Annotated in this window: 22 protein-coding genes; 18 read left to right on the top strand and 4 right to left on the bottom strand. The window is 71.7% G+C overall.

Translation table 11 applies throughout. The features are described from left to right. Window positions 1-13 precede the first annotated feature (13 nt). Both OG251_RS32045 and OG251_RS32040 read left to right on the top strand, forming a co-directional pair. On the top strand, window positions 14-892 hold the full coding sequence (locus tag OG251_RS32045; RefSeq protein WP_326680368.1) for a CoA-transferase subunit beta: 879 nt from the start codon (window positions 14-16) through the stop codon (window positions 890-892). Between the two features lie 16 nt (window positions 893-908). After that, a complete protein-coding gene (locus tag OG251_RS32040) occupies window positions 909-2,444 on the top strand; it encodes a 3-hydroxyacyl-CoA dehydrogenase (protein ID WP_326680367.1) in 1,536 nt (511 codons plus the stop codon). A gap of 144 nt (window positions 2,445-2,588) precedes the next feature. Here the strand turns inward: OG251_RS32040 and OG251_RS32035 are convergent, their stop codons facing one another. Together OG251_RS32035 and OG251_RS32030 are read right to left on the bottom strand one after the other, a co-directional pair. Then, entirely contained in the window at window positions 2,589-3,278 is a 690-nt protein-coding gene (locus OG251_RS32035) for a hypothetical protein (protein ID WP_326680366.1), read from the bottom strand. Beyond that, entirely contained in the window at window positions 3,233-3,607 is a 375-nt protein-coding gene (locus OG251_RS32030; RefSeq protein ID WP_326680365.1) for a hypothetical protein, read from the bottom strand. Before OG251_RS32030 ends, OG251_RS32035 begins: the two co-directional genes overlap by 46 nt. Before the next feature lie 183 nt (window positions 3,608-3,790). Between OG251_RS32030 and OG251_RS32025 the strand changes: the two genes are divergently transcribed. Further along, complete coding sequence (locus OG251_RS32025) at window positions 3,791-4,183, top strand: VOC family protein (RefSeq protein ID WP_326680364.1); 393 nt, start codon at window positions 3,791-3,793, stop codon at window positions 4,181-4,183. On the opposite strand, the gene OG251_RS32020 is transcribed toward OG251_RS32025, so the two are convergent. Next, window positions 4,123-4,875: a DUF6597 domain-containing transcriptional factor gene (locus OG251_RS32020; RefSeq protein ID WP_326680363.1), complete on the bottom strand. Its 753-nt coding sequence runs from the start codon at window positions 4,873-4,875 to the stop codon at window positions 4,123-4,125. The genes OG251_RS32025 and OG251_RS32020 overlap by 61 nt on opposite strands. Window positions 4,876-4,912: 37 nt before the next feature. After that, the gene (locus OG251_RS32015) at window positions 4,913-6,151 is read right to left on the bottom strand and encodes a YihY/virulence factor BrkB family protein (RefSeq protein ID WP_326680362.1); all 1,239 of its coding nucleotides are present in this window, start codon (window positions 6,149-6,151) and stop codon (window positions 4,913-4,915) included. A 17-nt stretch (window positions 6,152-6,168) separates the two neighbouring features. Between OG251_RS32015 and OG251_RS32010 the strand changes: the two genes are divergently transcribed. The 15 genes from OG251_RS32010 to OG251_RS31940 all read left to right on the top strand — a co-directional run bounded on the left by OG251_RS32010 (window position 6,169) and on the right by OG251_RS31940 (window position 20,997). Then, window positions 6,169-7,806, top strand: a complete 1,638-nt coding sequence (locus OG251_RS32010) for an acyl-CoA dehydrogenase family protein (protein ID WP_326680361.1) — start codon at window positions 6,169-6,171, stop codon at window positions 7,804-7,806. Between the two features lie 252 nt (window positions 7,807-8,058). Continuing rightward, complete coding sequence (locus tag OG251_RS32005) at window positions 8,059-9,357, top strand: GAF domain-containing protein (RefSeq protein ID WP_326680360.1); 1,299 nt, start codon at window positions 8,059-8,061, stop codon at window positions 9,355-9,357. Between the two features lie 230 nt (window positions 9,358-9,587). Then, window positions 9,588-10,184 carry a GNAT family N-acetyltransferase gene (locus OG251_RS32000; RefSeq protein ID WP_326680359.1) on the top strand — a complete coding sequence of 199 codons (597 nt, stop codon included), beginning with the start codon at window positions 9,588-9,590 and terminating at the stop codon, window positions 10,182-10,184. Between the two features lie 100 nt (window positions 10,185-10,284). Then, the gene (locus OG251_RS31995; RefSeq protein WP_323137987.1) at window positions 10,285-10,368 is read left to right on the top strand and encodes a putative leader peptide; all 84 of its coding nucleotides are present in this window, start codon (window positions 10,285-10,287) and stop codon (window positions 10,366-10,368) included. Window positions 10,369-10,483: 115 nt separating this feature from the next. Continuing rightward, window positions 10,484-12,181, top strand: coding sequence for a nitrite/sulfite reductase (locus OG251_RS31990; protein ID WP_326680358.1), 1,698 nt, complete (start codon window positions 10,484-10,486; stop codon window positions 12,179-12,181). Further along, entirely contained in the window at window positions 12,178-12,357 is a 180-nt protein-coding gene (locus OG251_RS31985) for a hypothetical protein (RefSeq protein ID WP_073719163.1), read from the top strand. Before OG251_RS31990 ends, OG251_RS31985 begins: the two co-directional genes overlap by 4 nt. Beyond that, window positions 12,354-13,070: a phosphoadenylyl-sulfate reductase gene (locus OG251_RS31980; RefSeq protein ID WP_326680357.1), complete on the top strand. Its 717-nt coding sequence runs from the start codon at window positions 12,354-12,356 to the stop codon at window positions 13,068-13,070. Before OG251_RS31985 ends, OG251_RS31980 begins: the two co-directional genes overlap by 4 nt. Continuing rightward, entirely contained in the window at window positions 13,070-13,639 is a 570-nt protein-coding gene (gene cysC, locus OG251_RS31975; RefSeq protein WP_073719161.1) for an adenylyl-sulfate kinase, read from the top strand. Before OG251_RS31980 ends, cysC begins: the two co-directional genes overlap by 1 nt. Then, a complete protein-coding gene (cysD, locus tag OG251_RS31970; RefSeq protein WP_326680356.1) occupies window positions 13,636-14,571 on the top strand; it encodes a sulfate adenylyltransferase subunit CysD in 936 nt (311 codons plus the stop codon). Before cysC ends, cysD begins: the two co-directional genes overlap by 4 nt. A gap of 10 nt (window positions 14,572-14,581) precedes the next feature. After that, entirely contained in the window at window positions 14,582-15,925 is a 1,344-nt protein-coding gene (locus tag OG251_RS31965; protein ID WP_326681483.1) for a sulfate adenylyltransferase subunit 1, read from the top strand. Window positions 15,926-16,177: 252 nt separating this feature from the next. Next, window positions 16,178-17,293 carry an aliphatic sulfonate ABC transporter substrate-binding protein gene (locus tag OG251_RS31960; RefSeq protein ID WP_326680355.1) on the top strand — a complete coding sequence of 372 codons (1,116 nt, stop codon included), beginning with the start codon at window positions 16,178-16,180 and terminating at the stop codon, window positions 17,291-17,293. Between the two features lie 61 nt (window positions 17,294-17,354). After that, window positions 17,355-18,146, top strand: coding sequence for an ABC transporter ATP-binding protein (locus OG251_RS31955; RefSeq protein ID WP_326680354.1), 792 nt, complete (start codon window positions 17,355-17,357; stop codon window positions 18,144-18,146). Continuing rightward, on the top strand, window positions 18,133-19,059 hold the full coding sequence (locus OG251_RS31950; RefSeq protein ID WP_326680353.1) for an ABC transporter permease: 927 nt from the start codon (window positions 18,133-18,135) through the stop codon (window positions 19,057-19,059). Before OG251_RS31955 ends, OG251_RS31950 begins: the two co-directional genes overlap by 14 nt. 37 nt (window positions 19,060-19,096) lie before the next feature. Continuing rightward, window positions 19,097-19,858 (top strand): sirohydrochlorin chelatase, encoded by a 762-nt coding sequence (locus OG251_RS31945; protein ID WP_326680352.1) that lies wholly within the window; start codon window positions 19,097-19,099, stop codon window positions 19,856-19,858. 341 nt (window positions 19,859-20,199) lie between these two features. Then, window positions 20,200-20,997 carry an ABC transporter ATP-binding protein gene (locus OG251_RS31940; RefSeq protein ID WP_326681482.1) on the top strand — a complete coding sequence of 266 codons (798 nt, stop codon included), beginning with the start codon at window positions 20,200-20,202 and terminating at the stop codon, window positions 20,995-20,997. Window positions 20,998-20,999: the final 2 nt, after the last annotated feature.

Raw genomic sequence — 20,999 nt, 5'->3', positions numbered from 1 at the left:
GAAGGAGCCGATCATGACCACGAGCAGCACGAGCGGCACAGACACGGCGGGCACGGGGGGCACGGCAGGCACGGCGGGCACGGCAGGCACGGGGGGCACCACGAAGACCACGAGCACCACAAGCACCGCCGCGGCGCCCGTCACCTCCTCCGAACTGCTCGCCGTCGTCGCCTCCCGCGAACTGGCCGCACGGCGCACGGTGTTCGCCGGAATCGGTCTGCCGACCCTCGCGACCGAGCTGGCGCATCTGACCGTCGCGCCGGAGATCGAGGTCGTGTACGAGTCCGGGGTCTGCGGCGCGCACCCCTCCCATCTGCCGGAGACCATCGCCGACGCGGTCCTGATCACGGGGGCCGAGGCGGTGCTGTCGATGCCCGCCCTGTTCGGCTGCGTCCTGCAGGGCGGCCATATCGACGTCGGGTTCCTGGGCGCCGCCCAGATCGACCGCTGGGGCAATCTCAACACCTCCGTGATCGGGGACTGGGACAGCCCGTCGGTGCGGTTGCCCGGCTCCGGCGGCGGCGTCGAGGTGATGGCCAACTCCCGTGAGGTGTTCGTGGTGATGCGCCGCCACAGCCCGCGCTCCTTCACCGACGCCCTCGACTTCTGCACCACGCCGGGACCCGACCGGGCGCTCGCCGAGGGCATTCGGCCGCTCGGCATCGGCGTCACCCGGGTCATCACCGAACTGGGCATCCTGGCCCGCGCGGGCATCGGCGAGGAGCTGCGGCTGGTCGCCGTCCACCCGGGCGTCACCGTCGAACAGGTCCGGGCCGCGACCGGCTGGGACCTCGGGGTGGCCGATACGGTCACGACGGTGCCGTCCCCCACGGCCGCGGAACTGCGGCTCCTGCGCGACGATGTCGACCCCGACCGTGTCTACCTCCGCTGAAAGGGCCTCAACTGCCATGCGTATCAGGATTGTCGGCGCCGGAGCCATGGGCCGCGGCATCGCCCAGTGGGCGGCGAGTGCCGGACACACCGTCGAACTGAGCGATGTCCGGGCACAGGCGGTGACGGACGCCCTGGACTTCGTCACGTCGATGCTGGAGCGTGCCGTGGCCAAGGGGCGGATGTCCGCGGAGGACCGTGCCGCCGCCGTGGCGCGCCTCGTCCCGCTGGACGACCCCTGGGCGGCCGGGGAGGACGTCGAACTGGTCATCGAAGCGGTACGGGAGGATCTGGCGACCAAGGCCGAGGTGTTCGGCAAGCTGGAGCGCGCGCTGCCCGCCTCGGCCCTCTTCGCGACCAACACCTCGTCGCTGTCGGTCACCCGGATCGCCGCGACGCTCCAGGATCCCTCGCGCCTCGCGGGGCTGCACTTCTTCAATCCGGTCCCGCTGATGAGGATCGTGGAGGTGGTGCCGGGCGCCGCCACCCGCCCGGAGATCCCGCCCGCGCTCACCGCGCTGGTCGAGAGCTGCGGACACCGCGCGGTCACGGTGGCGGACACCCCGGGCTTCCTGGTCAACCACGCCGGGCGCGGCCTGGTGACCGAGGCGCTGGCGCTGCTGGAGGAGTCGGTCGCCGACCCGGCCGGTATCGACCGGATCGCCCGTGACGTACTGGGCCTGCGGATGGGCCCGTTCGAGCTGATGGACCTCACCGGCCTCGATGTGACGGCCGCGGTGATCGACTCGATCTGGCAGGGCTTCCGCCACGAGGACCGGCTCCGCCCCTCGTACCTCACGCCGAACCGGGTGGCCGCCGGGCTGCACGGCCGCAAGACGGGACAGGGCTGGTTCGCGTACGGACCCGGCGTGCCCGCCACTGCCCCCGAGGCACCGGTCACGGGTGAGGCCGACAGGCCGGTGCACATCGTCGGCGCGTGCGAGCGGGCCACGGCGCTGCGGGCGGCGCTGACGGCGGCGGGAGCGGTCGTCGAGGCGGGTCCGGAGCCGTCGGCGGACGCCGTGGTGCTGGTGCCGGTCTGGGGGACGACGGTGGCGGGGGCGGTGGCCGCGCACGCGCTGCCGGCCGCCCGTACGTTCGGCGTGGACCCGCTGCCCCCGGTGGGCCGCCGCCGGGTGCTCGCGGTGACCGCCGCGTCCGATCCGGCCGCCGCACGGGACGCCCGCGCGGTGCTGGCTCGGGCCGCCGACGGTGCGGAGCCGTACGCCGTCTCGGTCGTGCGGGACACCGCCGGTTCCGTCGCCCAGCGGCTGCTGGCCTCAGTCGTGTCCGTCGCCGCGTCGATCGCGGAGCGCGGGCTGGCCACCCCGGCCGATATCGATCTGGCCGTGACGACGGGGCTCGGCTATCCCGTCGGGCCGCTGGCCTGGGGCGAGCGGATCGGCGCCGGGCGAATGCTGGAGCTCTCCCGGTCGCTGTACGCCACGACCGGCGACCCGCGCCACCGCCCGACCCGGTGGGTGACGGAACGCGCCCAGCTGGGGCGGGCGTTGACCGACCCGGGCACCTCACCCGACGCCTGCCTCGACTGACCGGAGCGGGACCGCGGGCCGCCCCGGAGAAGGGCCCGGCCCGCGGTGGCGCGGTCCGACGGACCCGTCGGCACGGTCGGCCCACCGGCCCCACCGGCCCCACCGGCTCTACTGGCCCCACCGGCCGCTCTGCCCGTCAGCCCGTCAGCCCGTCCGCCGGACCGCTGCCGGCAGTGCGGCGGCGATGAGCGCTCCGAGGCCCAGGACGCGGACTTCCGGGCGGCGCGGCGTGATCCGCTCGGCCTGCGGTCCGGTGAGCGTCGGACCGCGGGCCTGTTCGGCCGACTGACCCGGCACGCGGGTCGGCACGATCACCCGCCAGGGCTGCTCCGGGTCGTACTCGATCACCATGGACCCGCTGTTACGGGCGTTCTGGGCATCGAGCGAATGCCGGACGGTCACCCGGTACGGTTCCCCGGTCGCGGGCACGACCGTGAGGTCGAACGCGAACGAAGTGTCCGGCGACCGCGGGTCGAGCGCGGGCAGCCCTGGGTCCCTGTTCACGGCCCGCACCCCGTGGACCACGGCGGGCGCGAACGCTGGGGGCGCAGGTCCAGGGCGAAGCCCGAGAGGGTCACCCGGGAGGCCCGGGAACGCGTGGTGTGCGCCGTCGGCGTCGTGGAAGCCCACCACGACCCGGCCACGGTTGCGCCCCGCCCGTTCCCAGCCGGTCAGTTCGGCCCCGGCCACGGCGAGCCCGCGGCCCAGCGCGAGCCGGTGCAGCCCCTGGGTCCGCCGCGGACTGACCCAGCCGCCCCGAAGGGCGTACAGGCACCCGGCGACGGTGATCACCTGCGCGACGATGATCCAGTTCTCCGGCGTGAACCAGCCCACGAGCCACTCCGTGGGCTCATCAGCCGTGACGTCCCCCGCTGCGAGGGCGTCCTGCCGTCCCGCGCCGAACGCCGCACCCGCCGGGACGACGGCGACGCCGCCCGGTGCAGACAGCGCGTCGACAGCAGGCTCAGCGCCACCACGGTGGCGGCGCCCGTCATCGGCGCGCCGCCCGCCAGGTCGTCGGTGCCGCAACTGCTGACGCCACAGCTCCAGGTCACCCCCGCGCCCTCGGCCGCGGTGACAGGGAAGAGCAGCCACACCTGCCGGGCCATGAGCGCGCAGGCCACCGTGAGCGGCAGCTGCGCGACGATTCTTCCCCGTGCCATCCACGCCATCCGTGCCGTTCCCCTCGTTCCCTTCTTCCCCCCCCTGTTCGTCCCTGGTCCGGCCCGAATCCATGCCACCGGATTCACGGTGCGTGAGGGAGGCCGGGGCAGGACGAGCAGGTCGGGGCAGCCGTGACCGTTTCGTACAAGACGCCCGTGAGCCGTCACGCCTACGGTCGGTGCATGACTCCACGACTCGACGCGATCGGCATCATCACCGCGGACCTGGCCGCATCGCTCGCCTTCTACCGCCGGCTCGGGCTCGACATCCCGGCCGAGGCGGATTCCGCACCCCATGTCGAGGTGACCCTGCCCGGCGGGCAGCGTCTGCTGTGGGACACCGAGGAGGTCATCCGCTCGTTCGACCCGGAATGGCAGCGGCCGGCCGGCGGGGAGCGCCTGGGTCTCGCGTTCCTGTGCGACAGTCCCGAGGAGGTGGACGCGGTGTACGCCGATCTGACCGGCGCCGGGTACCAGGGGCATCTGAAGCCCTGGGACGCCGTGTGGGGGCAGCGCTACGCGGTCGTGCTGGACCCGGACGGCTGCGGGGTGTCGCTGTTCGCGGGCGCCTCGTAGCCGGTACGGGCGAGATACCCGCCGAGCGTCGTACCGGCCAGGTCCCGCACCTCCCTCGCGAGGTGCGCCTGGTCGGTGCAGCCCGCGAGGTGCGCGGCCTCGGCGTACGGCGTTCCCGCCCGTACGAGAGCCAGCGCCCGCTGGAGCCGCAGTACCCGGGCCAATGTCTTGGGCCCGTAGCCGAACGCCGCGAGGGAGCGGCGGTGCAGCTGGCGGGCGCCCAGCCCGACCGACCGCGCGGTGGCGGCGACGGATCGCCCCCGGCCCAGCTGTGCGGCGACGGACACCGTCAGCGGGTCGGGCGGTCCGCTGTCGGCGGCCCGGCGCAGGGCGAGGCGTTCCAGCGCGGCCGCGGGGTCGGGGTCCTGGTCGAGGTGTTCGGTGAGCCTGCGGACCTCGGCGCCGGGCCAGAGGTCGGCGAGGGCGACGCGGCGGTCGCGCAGCTCGTCGGCCGGTACGCCGAGCAGTGCGGGTGCCGTGCCGGGGGCGAAGCGGATCGCCGCGCACCGTCCGCGTTCCGCCGCGGTCACCTCGAAGGCGTGGGTGTCGGGTCCCGCGACGCGCAGCCGTCCGGGTGTCCAGATCAGGTCCATGCAGCCGTCCGGGAGGACCGGGCGGGCGGGGCCTGCGGGCCCGTCCCAGGTCCAGACGACCGCGCCGTCGAATTCCGACGCCCATTCCTTGTACGCCATGGTCACGACGCCGGCCCGACCCGCCGGGAGCGCATCCTCACAGGGGGCGGGGCCCATGGTTCTCCCCGGTGTCCCCGGTGTCCCCGGTGCCCTTCGGGGTCTCTGTGCGGTCGGGGTCCTCGGGGTCCTTGGGGGCCTTCGTTCCCTTGGGCTCCTTCTCCCTGGTCGCGTGCAGCCGGGACTTCACGTCGTCCGGCGGCAGGAAGCGTGACCAGCGCTCCGGGAACTCCGACGGCATGTACGCGTCGTCGTCATCGTCGTCGTCCCCCTGGTCGTCCCAGAAGGTGGAGCGGGTACGGGCCACGAACTCGGCGGCCTGCGCGGCCCGGACCAGTTCGTTGGCCTCGCGGGCGGCGGCGGTCGCGAGCGAGGGCCACACCCGGTCGATCGCGGCGTTGACCGCGGCACCCACCAGTACCGCGAACGCCGAGATGCCTATCCACAGCAGGACGGCGATGGGCGCGGCCAACGAGCCGTAGATCGTGGGCCCTTCGACCGTGCTGGTCAGGTAGATCCTCAGGAGGAAGCTGCCGACCACCCACATCCCGAGCGCCACGAGCGCTCCGGGTACGTCCTCGATCCATGGCGAACGCACGGGTACGGACACGTGGTAGAGCGTGGTGAGGAAGGCGATCGTCAGCAGGATGACGAGCGGCCAGTACAGGACGGCGATGACCTCGGTGCCCCAGGGGACGAACTCCACCACCCGGTCGGGGCCGACCACCAGCAGCGGCAGCACCACCGCGCCGAGCAGCAGCGCGACGACGTACAGGAGGAAGGCGAGCAGCCGGGTCTTGACGATGCCGCGCTCGCCGTCGAGTCCGTACATGACGGTGATGGTGTCGATGAAGACGTTCACCGCCCGGGAGCCGGACCACAGGGCGATGGCGAAGCCGATGGAGATGACGTCGGGGCGGGCGCCCGTCGTGACGTCGTCCAAGAGGGGTTTGGCGAAGTCGTTGACGCCCCGCTCGGACAGGACGGTCTGGGCGGCGCCGAGGATGTTGCGCTCGATGGAGGCGACCGTGGTGGTGGTCGTCCACTCGTCGACGTACCCGAGCAGTCCGATCAGTCCGAGCAGCAGCGGGGGCAGGGAGAGCAGGGTGAAGAACGCCGCCTCGGCCGCGAGTCCGAGGATGCGGTACTCGATGCACGAGTTGACGGTGTCCTTGAGCAAGTGCCACGCCATCTGCCGCTTGGATACGTTGCGGTAGAGGACTCGGGCCCGGTGGAGTCGGCCCGGTGGCCGCTCGGGTGTTTCATTTGCTGCCTGCACCTCCTTACCGTATCGGCATGGCAGCCACCACCCACACAGTGACCAATCAGGTTCCGCCGCTGGTCGGCTATGACGTCTTCGCCGCCGACCGCGCCCTCACCGAGGCCGTTGAGCGGCATGTCGCGCCCGAAGTCCTTCCCGAGGCACGGGAGGAACTGGAAGCGCTCGGCCGGTCCGCCGGCTCCGCACAGGCCCAGGAATGGGGTGCGCAGGCGAACGAGAATCCGCCGGAACTGCGTACCCATGACCGTTACGGGCACCGTATCGACGAAGTGGAGTTCCATCCGTCCTGGCACCGCCTCCTGGGCCACGCGGTCGCGGGCGGTCTCACGGACGCCTGGGGCAGGCCGGCCGGTCATGTCCGGCGCGCGGCCGGGTTCCTGGTCTGGACGCAGGCCGAGGCGGGCCACGGCTGCCCGCTGTCGATGACGCACGCGGCGGTGCCCGCGCTGCGGACCGACCCGGTGCTGGCCGCCGAGTGGGAGCCGCGGCTGACCTCGCACGTGTACGAGCAGGGGCTGCGGCCCGCCGCGGAGAAGTCCGGTGTGCTCTTCGGGATGGGCATGACGGAGAAGCAGGGCGGCACGGACGTGCGGTCCAACACCACGCGGGCCGAGCCGTTGGCGGGTGAGGGCGAGTATCTGCTCACCGGCCACAAGTGGTTCTGTTCGGCGCCGATGGCGGACGGTTTCCTGGTGCTGGCGCAGGCACCGGGCGGGCTGAGCTGCTTCCTCGTACCGCGCGTCCTGCCGGACGGAACCCGAAATGTGTTCGCCATCCAGCGCCTCAAGGACAAACTGGGCAATAAGTCCAATGCGTCCAGCGAGGTCGAGTTCGACGGGACGTGGGCGCGCCGGGTCGGCGAGGAGGGCCGCGGGGTGCGCACCATCATCGAGATGGTGGCGGCCACCCGGCTGGACTGCGTGGTCGGTTCGGCCGCGCTGATGCGGCAGGCGGTGGCGCAGGCGATCCACCACACCGCGTACCGCAGCGCGTTCGGCGGGCTGCTGATCGAGAAGCCGCTGATGCGCAACGTCCTGGCGGACCTGGCCCTGGAGTCGGAGGCGGCGACGGTCCTCGCGGTACGGCTGGCCGCCGCCTACGACGCGGACACCGAGGAGGAGCGGGCCTTCCTGCGGCTCGCGGTGCCCGCCGCCAAGTACTGGGTGACCAAGCGCTGCACGGCGGTGGTCGGCGAGGCCCTGGAGTGTCTGGGCGGCAATGGGTACGTCGAGGAGTCGGGCATGCCGCGGCTGTTGCGCGAGGCTCCGCTCAACTCGATCTGGGAGGGTTCGGGCAATGTGCAGGCCCTCGACGTCCTGCGGGCCCTCCAGCGCGAGCCGCAGGCCCTCAACGCGTTCCTCCAGGAGGTCGGCCGGGCGCGTGGCGCCGACCACCGGCTGGACGCGGCGATCAAGGACCTGCTGACCGAGCTGGCCGATCTGGAGGCGGTGGAGGCGCGGGCCCGGCGGATCGTCGAACGGATCGCGCTGGTGCTCCAGGGTTCGCTGCTGGTGCGCTGGGCGCCGCCGGAGGTCTCCGACGCGTTCTGCGCCTCACGGCTGGGCGGGGACTGGGGCACGGCCTTCGGGACGCTGCCGCACAGTCTGGATCTGGCCTCGGTGGTGGCACGGGCCCGGCCCGTCGCCCCGTAGCACCCGGAGGGAAGCTACGGAGGGTGGTGCTGCGCCGACACGGCACCACCCTCCAAGCTTGTGCAACACCGGACAACGGGCAAACAGGCCCCGTCCCACGGTGTTCTGTCACTCTCGTACGGGCCTGCGGCACATCACCAGAGTTGCAAAGGGTTGCAACCATTGTGTGGAGTGCGAAGCAACACGGACCCCGACGGCGTCGGAATGGGGTCCCCTGGGCCTCGGCTTCGGCTTTATTTTGGGGGGACACCCATGAGGGACACAGAGCCTGTCGAGGTGGCGCGGCCGGCCGCCCAGGACGCCAAGCGGGCCGCCCGGCTGCTGCACGCCGCGCGGGAGGCCCGGCTGGCGGGCGACCGTTCCGCGATCGCGCCGCGTGCGGAGATCGACGCCTCGTGGGACCGGGTGGTGCGCAGCGGGATCGATCCGGCGCAGTCGCCGGAGAGCGAGCTGCTGGAGGCGGACGAGATCGAGCACCGCCGCCGGGGGACGGCGCTCAGCGAGGTGATGCCGGTGCTGCGCCAAGGGCTGGGCTCGATCGCCGAGGCGCAGCAGATCATGGTCGTCACCGATGCAGAGGGCCGGGTGCTGTGGCGCCAGGGCCACAGCGCGGTGATACGCCGCGCCCATGACATCTGTCTGGAGGAGGGCGCCGCCTGGGCGGAGGCGTCGACCGGGACGAACGCGATCGGTACGGCGCTCGCCACCCGCGCGCCCCTCCAGGTCCACTCGGCCGAGCACTTCATCCGTGCTCTGCACTCGTGGACCTGTGCGGCGGCCCCGGTCCGTGATCCGCGGGACGGCCGGATCATGGGGATCGTCGACATCAGCGGCCCGGCGTCCACGTTCCATCCGACGGCGCTCGCCCTGGTCGGCTCGGTGGCCGGGCTCGCCGAGGGGGAGATCCGCACACGGCATCTGGTGGCGATAGAACGGCTGCGCGCGGTGGCGGCGCCGATCCTGTGCCGGCTGGGCGGCCGGGCGCTGGTGGTGGACACCCACGGCTGGCTGGCGGCGGTCACCGGCATGCCGCCGGTGGACCGGCTGCCGCTGCCGAAGTCGTTGCGGCCGGGGCGGGTGTGGCTGCCGTCGCTGGGCATGTGCCGGGTGGAGCCGCTGCCCGGTGGCTGGCTGGTGCAGGTGGCGGACGGGTCCTCGGACGGGCCGCCGCGCCGCGTGGTGCTCGATCTGAGCCGGCCGCGGGGGCTCACGATCCATGTGGTCAGCCCCGTGGGGACCTGGACGCAGCGGCTCTCGCCGCGGCACGCGGAACTGCTGTACGCGCTGGCGCTGCACCGGGAGGGGCGTACCGCTTCGGAGCTGGCGCTGGACATCTTCGGCGACCCGACCCGGACGGTGACGGTGCGGGCCGAGATCTCCCGGATGCGGCGCCATCTGGCGGAGGTGCTGGCGCACCGCCCGTACCGCTTCGGCGAGGACGTCGAGGTGGAGGTGGTCCACCCGGAGCATCCGGCCGATCTGCTGCCGCGCTCGAAGGCCCCCCTGGTGGTGGCGGCACGGCGGTCGGCCGAGCCGGTCGAGGCGGTCTGAGCGGCGGCACCCCTTCTGGGAGCGCCGGGGTCCTGGCGGCGCCTTCCGGAAGGGCCGGAGTCCGGGCGGCACCCTTCTGGAACCGTCGGGGTCCGGTCCGCACGGCCCCCGGGGTCCGGTCCGCACGGCTTCCGGCGTCCGGTCCGCCACCCCTGGTCCGCGCACCCCTGGGCGTCCGATTCGTGGGCCCGCTTTGGGCCGGAACCGCCCGTCATGGTTTTCTGGCGGCCATGAACAACGCCACGCACCCCGATGCCCCCACCGGCGAAGTGACCGTCTGGTCGCTGGAGCAGACCTCGCCCGACGACCTGCGGCCCGCCGTCGTACCGGAGGGTGATCTGCGGATCGTACGGGCGGCGGTGCCGCTGCCCGAGTTCAGCCGCTTCCTCTATACCGCGGTCGGCGGTGACATCCAGTGGACCGACCGGCTCGGCATGACGTACGCGCAGTGGCAGGAGGCCCTGGACCGTCCCGGGGCCGAGACCTGGGTGGCGTACGAGAACGGGACCCCGGCCGGGTACATCGAGCTGGACCCGCAGGACGACGGCGTGGTCGAGGTCATGTACTTCGGGCTGATCCCGGCGTTCCGGGGCCGTCGCATCGGCGGCCATCTGCTCTCTTACGGGGTGGCCCGCGCCTGGGACCTCGCCGAGCGGTGGCCGGAGCGGACGGCGACGAAGCGGGTATGGCTGCACACCTGTTCCAAGGACGGTCCGCACGCGATGGACAACTATCTGCGGCGCGGCTTCCGGCTGTTCGACACGAAGACCGAGCAGGAGCCGGAGGTGCCGTCGCCGGGCCCGTGGCCGGGGGCGCACGCTTCCTGAAAGCGTGACGCGCGACACAACGTCTCACCCATCGGGACCATCTCGTCCACATGATGGATAGTGGTGGACTGGCCCGAGATGCGCGTGACACGCTTCCGCCATGTCTGGATCTGGGATTGCCTTGGTGAGTCGACGTCACGTCGACCTCTGCCGCATGTCCAGCGCCATCTGTCCGGCGGGCTGAGAGTCCCAGCACCGCCGCGATTCCCTTACCTCTGCAACCCCCTGCGCACCGCCGCGCCTCAGCGCGAGTGTGCCGTTCAGAGCCGCCCTCCTGCAGTCCCGAAGGACGTATTGTCATGGCCGCCACCCCTGAACAGCCTGCGCCCACCACGCCCCGCCGCAAGGCCGGACGCCACCGTGGCGAGGGCCAGTGGGCGATGGGTCACCACACCCCGCTCAACGGGAACGAGCAGTTCAAGAAGGACGACGACAGTCTCAATGTGCGGACACGCATTGAGACGATCTACTCCAAGCGCGGCTTCGACTCGATCGACCCGAACGACCTTCGTGGACGTATGCGCTGGTGGGGGCTCTACACCCAGCGCAAGCCCGGCATCGACGGCGGCAAGACCGCCATCCTGGAGCCGGAGGAGCTGGACGACCGCTACTTCATGATGCGCGTCCGCATCGACGGCGGCCGGCTCACCACCGCTCAGCTGCGTGCCATCGGCGAGATCTCGCAGGACTACGCACGCGGCACCGCCGACATCACCGACCGGCAGAACATCCAGCTGCACTGGATCCGCATCGAGGACGTCCCGGCGATCTGGGAGAAGCTGGAGGCCGTCGGGCTCTCCACCACCGAGGCGTGCGGCGACTGCCCCCGCGTGATCATCGGCTCCCCGGTGGCGGGCATCGCCGCCGACGAGATCATCGACGGGACGCCCGCGGTCGACGAGATCCACGAGCGCTACATCGGCAGCAAGGAATTCTCCAACCTGCCCCGCAAGTTCAAGACCGCGATCTCCGGTTCGCCGGTGCAGGACGTGGTGCACGAGATCAACGACATCGCGTTCGTCGGCGTCGACCACCCGGAGCACGGCCCCGGCTTCGACGTCTGGGTCGGCGGTGGGCTCTCCACCAACCCGCGGTTCGCCGAACGTCTCGGCGCCTGGGTGCCGCTGGACGAGGTGCCCGATGTCTGGGCCGGTGTCATCGGGATCTTCCGCGACTACGGCTACCGGCGGCTGCGCACCCGGGCCCGGCTGAAGTTCCTGATGGCCGACTGGGGACCCGCCAAGTTCCGCCAGGTGCTGGAGGACGAGTACCTCAAGCGCCCGCTGGTCGACGGCCCCGCACCCGAACAGCCCAGCTCCCGCTGGCGCGACCACATCGGTGTGCACCAGCAGCGCGACGGCCGCTTCTACGTCGGTTTCGCCCCCCGGGTCGGCCGGGTGGACGGTTCCACCCTGGCCAAGATCGCCGATCTGGCCGCCGCCCACGGCTCGGACCGGCTGCGGACCACCGTCGAGCAGAAGATGATCATCCTCGATGTGGAGCAGGACCGGATCGAGTCGCTGACCGCCGGTCTGGAGGCCCTGGACTTCCAGGTGAAGCCCTCCCCGTTCCGGCGCGGCACGATGGCCTGCACCGGGATCGAGTTCTGCAAGCTGGCGATCGTGGAGACGAAGGCGCGCGGCGCCTCGCTCATCGACGAACTGGAGCGCCGCCTGCCGGAGTTCGAGGAGCCGCTCACCATCAACATCAACGGCTGCCCCAACGCCTGCGCCCGCATCCAGACCGCGGACATCGGTCTCAAGGGCCAGTTGATGCTCGACAGCGCGGGCAACCAGGTGGAGGGCTACCAGGTGCACCTCGGCGGTGCGCTCGGACTGGAGGCCGGGTTCGGCCGCAAGGTCCGCGGCCTGAAGGTGACTTCGGCCGAACTGCCCGACTACGTCGAGCGGGTGCTCGGCCGTTTCCAGGAGGAGCGCGAGGACGGCGAGCGCTTCGCGACCTGGGCGGCACGCGCCAGTGCGGAGTCGCTGTCATGAGCGAGCGAGCCGCGCCGTTCTACTGCCCGTACTGCGGCGACGAGGACCTGCGCCCGCACGAGACCGGGCACGGCGCCTGGGAATGTGCCTCCTGCAATCGCGCGTTCCAGCTCAAGTTCCTGGGTCTGCTGACCCGCGGGCTTCAGCGCAACGACGGGGAAGGGGACGGAATATGACGGGCACTCTGCTGGCCGGCGGACTCACCGACCGGGCGCTCGCGGAGCTGGCCGGGCGAGCCGGCCGCGAGCTGGAGGACGCCTCCGCGTCCGACATCCTGAAGTGGGCCACCGACACCTTCGGCACACGTTTTTGCGTCACGTCCTCCATGGAGGACGCGGTCGTCGCGCACCTCGCCTCCCGCGTACTGCCCGGTGTGGACGTGGTGTTCCTCGACACCGGTTACCACTTCCCCGAGACCATCGGCACCCGGGACGCCGTTCAGGCGGTGATGGACGTCAACGTCATCACGCTGACCCCACGGCAGAGCGTGGCCGAGCAGGACGCCGAGCACGGGCCGAAGCTGCACGACCGCAACCCCGACCTGTGCTGCGCCCTGCGCAAGGTCGAGCCGCTTGAGGACGGTCTGAGGTCGTACACCGCCTGGGCGACCGGGCTGCGCCGCGACGAGTCCCCCACCCGGGCGAACACCCCGGTCGTCGGCTGGGACGAGAAGCGCCGCAAGGTCAAGGTGTCGCCGATCGCGCGCTGGACCCAGGACGACGTGGACGCGTACGTGGCGGAACACGGTGTGCTCACCAACCCGCTGCTGATGGACGGATACGCCTCCGTCGGCTGCGAGCCCTGCACCCGCCGGGTGCTGGAGGGCGAGGACGCGCGGGCCGGCCGCTGGGCCGGGCGGGGCAAGACCGAGTGCGGGCTGCACGGCTGATGACGACTGATCAGGAGACTTCGATGAGCGTGACGGAGACGGGAGCCACCATCTGGCTGACCGGTCTGCCGAGCGCGGGCAAGACCACCATCGCGTACGAACTGGCGGGCCGGCTCAGGAGCGAGGGCCACCGGGTCGAGGTGCTCGACGGCGACGAGATCCGGGAGTTCCTCTCCGCGGGGCTCGGCTTCTCCCGCGAGGACCGGCACACCAACGTCCAGCGGATCGGCTTCGTCGCCGAGCTGCTGGCGGCCAACGGTGTGAAGGTGCTGGTCCCGGTCATCGCACCCTTCGCGGACAGCCGGGAGGCGGTCCGCAAGCGGCACGGGAGCGAAGGCACCACCTACCTGGAGGTGCATGTCGCCACTCCCGTCGAGGTGTGCTCCGTACGTGATGTGAAGGGGCTGTACGCCAAGCAGGCGGCGGGCGAGATCAGTGGGCTCACCGGGGTGGACGACCCCTACGAGGCACCCGAGTCGCCGGATCTGCGGATCGAATCGCACCAGCAGACCGTGCAGGAGTCCGCAGCGGCGCTCCGCGCGCTGCTCACCGAGAGGGGACTGGCGTGAGCACCGTCGCCACCGTGCCGGAAGGCACTGTCAATCCGTACGCGCTCAGCCACCTGGACTCCCTGGAGTCCGAGGCGGTGCACATCTTCCGTGAGGTGGCGGGAGAGTTCGAGCGGCCGGTGATCCTGTTCTCCGGCGGCAAGGACTCGATCCTGATGCTGCACCTGGCGCTCAAGGCGTTCGCGCCCGCTGCGGTGCCGTTCACGCTGCTGCACGTGGACACCGGGCACAACTTCCCCGAGGTCCTTGCGTACCGCGACCGCACCGTCGAGAAGTACGGACTGCGGCTGCACGTGGCCTCCGTACAGGAGTACATAGACGCCGGGAAGCTCCGCGAGCGGCCCGACGGCACCCGCAACCCGCTCCAGACGGTGCCGCTGACCGAGGCGATCCAGCAGCACCGCTTCGACGCCGTGTTCGGCGGCGGCCGACGCGACGAGGAGAAGGCGCGCGCCAAGGAGCGGGTCTTCTCGCTGCGCGACGAGTTCTCGCAGTGGGACCCGCGCCGCCAGCGCCCCGAACTGTGGCAGCTCTACAACGGCCGGCACGCCGCCGGTGAGCACGTGCGGGTCTTCCCGATCTCCAACTGGACCGAGCTGGACGTCTGGCAGTACATCGAGCGCGAGTCCATCGAGCTCCCGGAGATCTATTTCGCCCATGAGCGCGAGGTCTTCAACCGCGACGGCATGTGGCTGACGGCGGGCGGGTGGGGCGGTCCGAAGGAGCACGAGCGGACCGAGACCCGACTGGTGCGCTACCGCACGGTCGGCGACATGTCCTGCACCGGTGCCGTCGACTCCGACGCCACCACGCTGGACTCGGTGATCACCGAGATCGCCGCGTCCCGGCTCACCGAGCGGGGCGCGACCCGCGCCGACGACAAGATGTCCGAGGCCGCGATGGAAGACCGTAAGCGCGAGGGGTACTTCTAAAATGACCGGCATCAGCACCACCACCGAGCAGCTGTCGGCCACCACCCTGCTGCGGTTCGCCACGGCCGGGTCCGTCGACGACGGCAAGTCCACCCTCGTGGGGCGTCTTCTGCACGACTCCAAGTCGGTCCTCACCGACCAGCTGGAGGCCGTCGCGCACGCGTCCCGCAACCGGGGTCAGGAGACGCCGGACCTGGCGCTGCTGACCGACGGGCTGCGGGCCGAGCGCGAGCAGGGCATCACCATCGATGTCGCCTACCGCTACTTCGCCACCACCCGGCGCCGGTTCATCCTCGCCGACACCCCCGGCCATGTGCAGTACACGCGCAACATGGTGACGGGCGCCTCGACCGCCGAGCTGGCCGTCGTCCTGGTCGACGCGCGCAACGGTGTCGTCGAGCAGACCCGCAGGCACGCCGCCGTCGCCGCGCTGCTGCGCGTCCCGCATGTGGTGCTCGCCGTCAACAAGATGGACCTGGTCGAGTACGCGGAGCCGGTGTTCGCCGCGATAGCCGAGGAGTTCACCGCGTACGCCGCCTCGCTCGGCGTCCCGGAGATCACCGCGATCCCGATCTCCGCCCTGGCCGGGGACAACGTGGTGGAGCCGTCGGCCAACATGGACTGGTACGGCGGCCCGACCGTGCTGGAGCACCTGGAGACCGTGCCGGTCAGCCACGACCTCACCGCGTGCCACGCCCGCTTCCCGGTGCAGTACGTCATCCGGCCGCAGACGGCGGAGCACCCCGACTACCGCGGCTACGCGGGTCAGATCGCCGCCGGTGTGTTCCGGGTCGGCGAGAGCGTCACCGTACTGCCCTCGGGGCGTACGTCGACGATCGCCGGGATCGACGCGCTCGGCGAGAGCGTCGACATCGCGTGGGCGCCCCAGTCGGTGACCATCCGGCTGGCCGACGACATCGACGTCTCGCGCGGTGATCTGCTCGCACCGGCCGACGACGCGCCGGCGGTCACGAAGGACGTCGAGGCGACCGTCTGCCATGTGGCCGACCAGCCGCTCTCGGTGGGCCAGCGGGTGCTGCTCAAGCACACCACCCGCACGGTGAAGGCGATCGTCCAGGACATCCCGTCCCGGCTGACCCTGGACGACCTCTCCCAGCACCCGGCCCCGGGCCGGCTGGTCGCCAACGACATCGGCCGCGTCGTCGTGCGCACCGCCGAGCCGCTCGCGCTCGACGCGTACGCGGACTCCCGGCGCACCGGCTCGTTCCTCCTGATCGACCCGGCGGACGGCACCACGCTCTCGGCCGGCATGGCCGGCGCCTCGTTCGCCGCGGTCGCGCTGCCCGGCGCCGGCGAGGACCCCGCGAACGACGACGCGGAATGGGACTTCTGATGGGTATCGACGTCTTCTCCACCTTCGCGAAGGAGGGCGGCCGGGTCGGCAGCGGCGCCCTCGGCAGCGGCCAGGGCGGGGTCGGGCGATGTGCGTGATGACGTACGCGCACTGCCTGCGCGCCCGCCTGCCCCAACCGCACCGCACGCTTGACCCGTATCGCCAGTTCAGACGAAGATCTGCCGACCTCCCGGCCGCCTCCCCGGACTTCCGAGGGACGTGAGCACCGGGCCGACGAGAGGAAAACCTCCCGTGCCTGCCGCACGTACCACCGTCTCCCGCAGCCTCGCCGCTGTCGCCGCCCTGCCGCTGCTCGCCGTGGCACTCACCTCCTGCGGTTACGGTTCCGAGTCGAAGGACGACGACGCCAAGAAGGCGAACGTCTCCGCCGGTGGCAAGAAGCTCTCCGCGGACACCGTGAAGATCGGCTACTTCCCGAACCTCACGCACGCGACCGCCCTGGTCGGTATCCAGGAAGGCACCATCCAGAAGGAGCTCGGCGGTACGAAGGTCGTGCCCTCGACGTTCAACGCGGGCCCGTCCGAGATCGAGGCGCTCAACGCGGGATCGATCGACATCGGCTTCATCGGCCCCTCCCCCTCGATCAACGGCTACGCCAAGTCCCAGGGCAAGGGCCTGCGGATCATCGGCGGTTCGGCCTCCGGCGGGGTGAAGCTGGTCGTCAACCCGAAGAAGATCAAGACCCTGGACGACCTCAAGGGCAAGAAGATCGCCACCCCGCAGCTCGGCAACACGCAGGACGTCGCCTTCCTCAACTGGATATCCGAGAAGGGCTGGAAGGTCGACGCCCAGAGCGGCAAGGGCGATGTCTCCGTGGTCCGCTCGGACAACAAGGTGACACCGGACGCCTACAAGTCCGGTTCGCTGGACGGCGCCTGGGTGCCGGAGCCCACCGCGTCCAAGCTGGTCTCCGAGGGTGCGAAGGTCCTGCTCGACGAGTCGACGCTGTGGCCCGACGACAAGTTCGTGATCACGAACATCATCGTGTCGCAGAAGTTCCTCTCCGAGCACCCCGATGTCGTCGAGGCGGTGCTGCGCGGCTCGGTGAACACCAACAAGTGGATCAACGCCAACCCGGACCTGGCCAAGGCGTCCGCGAACAAGGCGCTGGAGTCCCTGAGCGGCAAGCCGCTGGCTCCCGAGATCCTCGACCCGGCGTGGAAGTCCATCCAGATCACCAACGACCCGCTGGCGGCGACGCTCGACGCACAGGCGGAGCACGCGGTGAAGGCGGGTCTGCTGGAGAAGCCGGACCTGAAGGGCATCTACGACCTGGGGCCGCTGAACAAGATCCTGAAGGCCGAGGGCCAGCCCGCGGTCAGCGACGCCGGTCTCGGCGTCAAGTAGCCCGCCCGCCCATCCGTATCAGGACTGCCGGGATCCACAGGATTCCCAGGAGGTGACGACCATGGCGACCACCACGCTCACCAAGGCCGAGGACCGCGCGACGGTCGAGCACGCCGCTCGTATCGCGCACGTCTCGAAGTCCTTCGCCGGACCCACGGGTCAGCAGCTCGTCCTGGACGACATCACGCTCGATGTCGCTCCCGGCGAGTTCGTCACCCTCCTGGGGGCCTCCGGGTGCGGAAAGTCCACGCTGCTGAACCTGGTGGCCGGACTCGACCGCCCGACCGCGGGGTCCATCGAGACCCCCGGCGGGCGGCCCGCCCTGATGTTCCAGGAGCACGCCCTCTTCCCGTGGCTGACCGCGGGAAAGAACATCGAACTGGCCCTGCGGCTGCGCGGGGTCCCCAAGCAGGACCGCCGCACGGAGGCGGAGCGGCTGCTCGAACTCGTACGGCTCGGCGGGGCGTACGGCAAGCGGGTGCACGAACTCTCGGGCGGTATGCGCCAACGGGTGGCGATGGCCCGCGCGCTCGCCCAGGACAGTCAACTTCTGCTGATGGACGAGCCGTTCGCCGCTCTCGACGCCATCACCCGCGATGTGCTGCACGACGAGCTGACCCGGATCTGGCGTGAGACGAACGCGTCGGTCCTCTTTGTCACCCACAACGTGCGTGAGGCGGTACGGCTGGCGCAGCGCGTCGTCCTGCTGTCGTCCCGGCCGGGCCGGATCGCCCGGGAGTGGACCGTCGACATCGAGCAGCCGCGCCGGATCGAGGACAAGGCGGTGGCGGAACTGTCCGTCGAGATCACCGAACAACTGCGTGGGGAGATCCGCCGACATGGCCAGCACTGACATCACGTCCGACCAGGTCCGCAAGGACGCGCCGGCCGGGCCGCCGGGCGCGGGCACGGACGACCTGGCCGGTCTGGAGGCCGGGCTCGACGCGCTGGACGCCGTCCAGGTCCGCCGGACCCCGGTGCGCGAGGTCCTGCTGCACAAGGTCCTGCCGCCCGTGCTCGCGGTGGCCCTGGTCGTGGTGATCTGGCAACTGCTGGTCCGGGCGCAGGTCACCGAGGACTACAAGCTGCCGCCGCCGTCCGCGGTGTGGGACAGCGCGGTCGACATGTGGTACCAGGGGACCTTGCTGGAGGTCGTCTGGACCAGTGTGTCGCGCGGTCTGCTCGGCTTCGTCCTGGCCGTGGCCATCGGTACGCCGCTGGGTCTGCTGGTCGCCCGGGTGCGGTTCGTCCGGGCCGCGATCGGCCCGATCCTGTCCGGGCTCCAGTCGCTGCCCTCGGTGGCGTGGGTGGCCCCGGCCGTCATCTGGCTCGGGCTGAACGACAAGATGATGTACGCGGTGATCCTGCTGGGCGCCGTCCCGTCGATCGCCAATGGTCTGGTCTCGGGGGTCGACCAGGTGCCGCCGCTGTTCCTGCGGGCGGGCCGCACGCTCGGCGCGACCAGGCTGCGCGGTACGTGGCACATCGTGCTGCCCGCCGCACTGCCCGGCTATCTCGCGGGGCTGAAGCAGGGCTGGGCGTTCTCCTGGCGTTCGCTGATGGCCGCCGAGATCATCGCCTCCTCCCCCGATCTCGGCCTGGGCCTGGGCCAGTTGCTGGAGAACGGCCGCAACAACTTCGACATGCCGGGGATCTTCCTCTCGATCCTCCTCATCCTGTTCGTCGGCATCGCGATCGACCTGCTGATCTTCAGCCCGCTGGAGCGGTGGGTGCTGCGCAGCCGCGGCCTCCTCGTCAAGAACTGACACCACACGAAGAAACCAGAGAGAACCGAGTACGCCGATGTCCACGCCCGTCCTCCTCGTCATCGCCCACGGCAGCCGCGACCCGCGGCACGCCGCGACCGTGCACGCGCTCACCGCGCGGGTCCGGGCGCTGCGGCCCGGACTGCGCGTGGAGACCGGCTTCCTGGAGTTCAACGCCCCGTCCGTGCCCAGGCTGCTGGAACGCCTGGCCGCGGAGGGGGCGGACGAGGTCGTCGCCCTCCCCCTCCTGCTCACCCGGGCCTTCCACGCCAAGACCGACATTCCGGCGGTCCTGCGTGAGGCCCGGACCGGACTGCCGCGGCTCGGTATCCGGCAGGCCGAGGTCCTCGGCCCGTCTCCCCTGCTGAACGCGGCCCTGGAACACCGGCTGTACGAGGCCGGGGTCTCCCCCGGCGACAAGGGCTCGACCGGGCTCGTCCTGGCCTCGGCGGGCTCCACAGACCCGGAGGCGATCGCAGTGATCGCTGAAATCGCGCGGGAGCTGCGGCACACCGGTTGGTGCGCCGTGCGGCCTGCGTTCGCCTCCGCCATCTCTCCGGGCCGGCTCCGGACCGAGGAAGCGGTACGAGCCCTGCGCGCCGAGGGCGTGCGGCGGGTGGCGGTGGCCCCGTACGTCATCGCGCCCGGCCGTCTGCCGGACCGCATCGCCGCGGGCGCGGAGCTGGCCGGGGCCGACGTGCTGGCCGATGTGCTCGGCCCGGCACCGGAGTTGGCGCGGCTGCTGGTACGGCGCTACGACGAGGCGCGGGCCCCACGCCGGGTGGCGCTCAGCGCATAGCGGCCGCCGGGCCGTGCAGCCGGAGCCGCTCCGCCCGGCCGCGCCCCGCGCGCTCCGCCCCGCACCGGGGCCGCCGGGAGCGGGCGATAGGATCGGCCCACCGGTTCGGCCACCCCCCGCCGACCGGCCCGGTGCCACCCGGGGGCGGACCGCCCCCGCCCGGCCGCCGCCCCGCACCGCTCTCCCCGCGCCCGCCCGATACGGGGCACACGTACGCCCGTCCACCGGCGGATACCTCGGCCGACGTGAACCGCCCGGAGGCACTCGCACCCGTACGAAAGGGCCCCACCGTGACCTCCACCGTCCCCGCCCCGGCCACCGCGCCGCATGCCCCCGCGCCCCTGCCGGTGCCGGTGATCCACGCCGACGACGTCACCCTCGTCCGGGACGGCAACGTCCTGCTCGACTCGGTCTCGCTGACGGTGCGCGGCGGTGAGCACTGGGCGCTGCTCGGTGCCAACGGTGCGGGGAAGAGCACGCTCCTCGGGCTGCTCGGGGCCCGCACCCATCCCACCCGCGGTTCGGTGCGGGTGCTGGGCCGCATGCTGGGGCAGGTGGATCTGCGGGAGCTGCGCACGCTGCTCGGACATGTCGATCCGCGCCATCCGCTGCACTCGCCTCTGTCGGTGCGCGAGGTGGTGCTCACCGGGCTGACCAACTCGGTCCAGCCGGTGCCCCGGCGGTCCGTGAGCGCGGAGCAGCGGGCCGCGGCCGACCGGCTGCTGGACACGCTGGGCATGGGTGGCAAGGAGGAGTCGCGCTGGCCCTCGCTGTCCCAGGGCGAGCGGGGCCGTACGCTCATCGCCCGCGCCCTGATGCCGCGGCCCCGGCTGCTGCTCCTCGACGAGCCGGCGACCGGTCTCGACCTCGCCGCCCGTGAGCAGCTGCTGGACAGCCTGGACACGCTGCGCGAGGAGCATCCGGAGCTGGCGACGGTGCTGGTCACCCATCATCTGGAGGAGCTTCCCGCCTCGACCACGCACGCGATGCTGCTGCGCGGTGGGCGGTGCCTTGCCTCGGGACCGGCCGACGATGTGCTGACCACGGATCAGGTGAGCGGCTGCTTCGGACACCCCGTGCGGATCGCCCGCTCGGACGGCCGGTGGACCGCACGGGCGCAGCGCGTCGGTCGCGGCTGAGG

The sequence above is a fragment of the Streptomyces sp. NBC_01237 genome, assembly GCF_035917275.1.
Taxonomy (GTDB): Bacteria; Actinomycetota; Actinomycetes; order Streptomycetales; family Streptomycetaceae; genus Streptomyces.
This window is presented reverse-complemented; position numbering and strand designations above follow the sequence as displayed.

What these genes read in the sequence shown, in the direction of transcription:
- OG251_RS32020 (WP_326680363.1), bottom strand. Translation starts at nt 4,875, where the DNA reads ATGGCGTACAAGGAATGGGCGTCGGAATTCGACGGCGCGGTCGTCTGG.
- OG251_RS32000 (WP_326680359.1), top strand. Translation starts at nt 9,588, where the DNA reads ATGAACAACGCCACGCACCCCGATGCCCCCACCGGCGAAGTGACCGTC.
- OG251_RS31950 (WP_326680353.1), top strand. Translation starts at nt 18,133, where the DNA reads ATGGCCAGCACTGACATCACGTCCGACCAGGTCCGCAAGGACGCGCCG.
- OG251_RS32045 (WP_326680368.1), top strand. Translation starts at nt 14, where the DNA reads ATGACCACGAGCAGCACGAGCGGCACAGACACGGCGGGCACGGGGGGC.
- OG251_RS32025 (WP_326680364.1), top strand. Translation starts at nt 3,791, where the DNA reads ATGACTCCACGACTCGACGCGATCGGCATCATCACCGCGGACCTGGCC.
- OG251_RS32030 (WP_326680365.1), bottom strand. Translation starts at nt 3,607, where the DNA reads ATGGCACGGGGAAGAATCGTCGCGCAGCTGCCGCTCACGGTGGCCTGC.
- cysC (WP_073719161.1), top strand. Translation starts at nt 13,070, where the DNA reads ATGACGACTGATCAGGAGACTTCGATGAGCGTGACGGAGACGGGAGCC.
- OG251_RS31985 (WP_073719163.1), top strand. Translation starts at nt 12,178, where the DNA reads ATGAGCGAGCGAGCCGCGCCGTTCTACTGCCCGTACTGCGGCGACGAG.
- OG251_RS32010 (WP_326680361.1), top strand. Translation starts at nt 6,169, where the DNA reads ATGGCAGCCACCACCCACACAGTGACCAATCAGGTTCCGCCGCTGGTC.
- OG251_RS31945 (WP_326680352.1), top strand. Translation starts at nt 19,097, where the DNA reads ATGTCCACGCCCGTCCTCCTCGTCATCGCCCACGGCAGCCGCGACCCG.
- OG251_RS31980 (WP_326680357.1), top strand. Translation starts at nt 12,354, where the DNA reads ATGACGGGCACTCTGCTGGCCGGCGGACTCACCGACCGGGCGCTCGCG.
- OG251_RS31955 (WP_326680354.1), top strand. Translation starts at nt 17,355, where the DNA reads ATGGCGACCACCACGCTCACCAAGGCCGAGGACCGCGCGACGGTCGAG.
- OG251_RS31995 (WP_323137987.1), top strand. Translation starts at nt 10,285, where the DNA reads ATGTCTGGATCTGGGATTGCCTTGGTGAGTCGACGTCACGTCGACCTC.
- OG251_RS32005 (WP_326680360.1), top strand. Translation starts at nt 8,059, where the DNA reads ATGAGGGACACAGAGCCTGTCGAGGTGGCGCGGCCGGCCGCCCAGGAC.
- OG251_RS32040 (WP_326680367.1), top strand. Translation starts at nt 909, where the DNA reads ATGCGTATCAGGATTGTCGGCGCCGGAGCCATGGGCCGCGGCATCGCC.
- OG251_RS31990 (WP_326680358.1), top strand. Translation starts at nt 10,484, where the DNA reads ATGGCCGCCACCCCTGAACAGCCTGCGCCCACCACGCCCCGCCGCAAG.